General features: G+C 41.0%; 3 protein-coding genes. 1 reads left to right on the forward strand and 2 read right to left on the reverse strand.

Annotation, left to right across the window (positions count from 1 at the left end; translation table 11 throughout):
- Nucleotides 1-1,328 (reverse strand): PAAR domain-containing protein (locus KCG35_RS24455; protein ID WP_215822470.1); only part of this gene is annotated, 1,328 nt, incomplete at its 3' end.
- Nucleotides 1,329-1,465: 137 nt separating this feature from the next.
- Nucleotides 1,466-1,723 carry a hypothetical protein gene (locus tag KCG35_RS24460; RefSeq protein ID WP_215822471.1) on the reverse strand — a complete coding sequence of 86 codons (258 nt, stop codon included), beginning with the start codon at nucleotides 1,721-1,723 and terminating at the stop codon, nucleotides 1,466-1,468.
- 223 nt (nucleotides 1,724-1,946) lie between these two features.
- Between KCG35_RS24460 and KCG35_RS24465 the strand changes: the two genes are divergently transcribed.
- Entirely contained in the window at nucleotides 1,947-2,306 is a 360-nt protein-coding gene (locus tag KCG35_RS24465) for a helix-turn-helix domain-containing protein (RefSeq protein ID WP_215822472.1), read from the forward strand.
- Nucleotides 2,307-2,642 lie beyond the last annotated feature (336 nt).

Genomic DNA, 2,642 nt, shown 5'->3' on the forward strand with positions numbered 1-2,642 from the left:
GAATATGTCAACCTAAAAAAACTTCGGAATCGAGTAACAGGTTTTTTTGAAATACTAACTTTCTTGACTTTATTTTTTCTTGTTTTGAGGGTGATAGTTTTTTTCGTCCGGCCCTCTCCCCCCAAAGGATTCATATAAAACACAGTACCCTTTGGGAGTCCTTCTCTGTTTAAACGCCGCCAAGCTCTTACAGATTGAGCGAGAATAACGCCTTCCAGTACTAGGTCAGGATGCTCTTGCAAAAAACGGATAGGGTCAGATTTAATTTTGTTTTGAAGGATAAGTTGTTCAGTAACAGGCTCTATATGTTTTAGTGTCCAGTATAGAATATTGTCTTCATCCATGCCGTTCTCACGGGTCATCGCTACATCTTTTAAGGGGAATATGCTGCCTGAACTGTTAATCTCATAAAGGTATTTATCAGGGCCTAGCTTGATGAGTGGACTTAGTGGAAAAGACTCTGCTTTTGTATCTGTTTTTGTTAGATATTGGCTTGTCCAAATATCGATATCTGTGCGCATGTTTTGGAGTAACGCCAGATACTTACGATCCTGGGCATTCAAATTGCCATTATGAAAAGGCTCCGAGATTCCCAAATGACGTTTAAGCGCTTTGACCACAGTAAGCATCTTTGCTCGATCTTCTGCTATCCAAGCCGCTTTATGTTCTCTTGCTAAGCGTCTGGCATAGGCGTCATTACTTTCTCCACCTTGCTTTTTATAGGGGGCTAGCTCTGGCTCTTCCGGGTCGGGGTGATCAGGGTAGAGTACGCGGACTTGTTCAATATTTTCTTCTAGCTCAATAAAGGCTTTCCCCTTAGCATCCAGCTGGCCTTTTTTGATCTGGGCTTTGGTATCCTGATCATACAACTCATAACTTGCATTAGGGATAGGAGTACCATCTTCAGTGACTAGCTCAAGTCTTACCCAGTTTTTAGCTTGTTCTTCTTCTTTTTGTTCTGCAGGTTTAGCTGCTTCAGTAAAGGACTCTGTGAGTGTCTCGGGGGTGGTATTAGGAGCAAACCCTGCGGACTGTAGTTGCTTAGGTTGGATGGCACTACCTGCCCCTGTTCCCATTTGAAAACCTGTGGTGACTTTGGAACTGCATGGACTGACGATGACATTACCATTACTAACCTGGCTACCGACAATAGCAGCAGGCTTACCATCGACCATGATCGTGGGATTGCCTGTGGTGATAACACTTCCATCACTGAGCTTATCGCCCACACGAGCGACAGGTAGGCCCTGATCTTTCATGTTAGGGCTACCTTCAATGATGGTATTACCTCGACTGTCTTTATCTCCAACCCGTGCCAGACGAAACACAAGTGTACTCCTAATGTTGTCTACACAGTCAGTGTAGACGGAATGACACGCGTGATACGGAAATTAGTCACGAGTTGCTTGTTATTATTTGTAAGGCCGCACTCTTGATTAACTACTTCACAAATCAGCAGGACAAGTTAAATAGCAGATAAATAATTAAGGACTGTCGTGGAATACTTTTGAATATAAAAAATCATGTTTTTTAACTCGTTTAATTTTTCCTGGGGAATAACAACATTTTTATCCCTCAATGAAGTAGTACTGATGATCAGAGTGGGTGGGGGTGAAAAATAAGTTGGATGAATATCAAAATTCTTTTTTGGGGCATTTAATTCTAGCGTACTGCAATTTTCATTTGGTTGATATTGTTCCCAAGGTTTTGTTCTAAACACCATAATCACTTCCTTACGACTTAATGTTTCGTACCAACGTCCTAGTCATAAAAGTGAAAATACGTGTAATTATTTGCGATGTAAATCTCAGTTTTCTGCGCAAAAAATAAACATTTGGTATTTTTCTAAATAGCATTGGGATTCAGGACTATTTATTTGTCATTTCTCTAAAAACGCGCGTGATATTCATAGAAAATATTCATGCTGCGTTCATAATTAAAGGACTATGAACAGAAGTATCAGAAGTAAACAGGAACGAAAAGCGATTGGACTTCGCTTGCGACAAGTCATCAATGACAACTCCCTGTCAGTAGAAGACATTAGCCAACAGACAGGTTTAACCACTGCGCAAATTTACGACCGTATGAAACTGGGTAATCTGCGATTGAGTGAAGCCGCTGAGCTATGTCACGTACTTGAAATTGATTTGCAGTGGTTAGCAACTGGGTATGAACCTATTCCCTATATAGAAGGCTTAGCTCATAAACTATCAGAATTAAGCAAAACCAAGCCTGAGTTCGTAAATTATCTTTTGCTGGCCATCGATCGACTTTGGCATGAAGAAAGGGTAGGGAAGCAACTGTAGGTTTTGGGTATATCTTGCCAAGTTTATATGAAAATAAGTAATAGACGCGTGTGAGAAACTCGTGTGAATTTGGGTGAAATGGGTACCGAAGCTTGTTTTCGCTTGGGACCTCAAAATAGTCCTAAATTCATAACTTACTGATTTTGCTCATATACCGTGGGGAATCGTGGGGAAAATTTGGGGACTATCTGGGGAAAATGTTTCTGAAAACAGGGGATTTAGGGCATATTTTGCGATTATGCCTGTTTTGGGGAGATTGAATTAAGTGATTGAAAATTAAGGAAATTAACTGCTTTGGGAAGGGTGAAAGTGGTGGAGGCGGCGGGATTTGAACCC

It is taken from the genome of Zooshikella harenae, assembly GCF_018837975.1.
Taxonomy (GTDB): Bacteria; Pseudomonadota; Gammaproteobacteria; order Pseudomonadales; family Zooshikellaceae; genus Zooshikella; species Zooshikella harenae.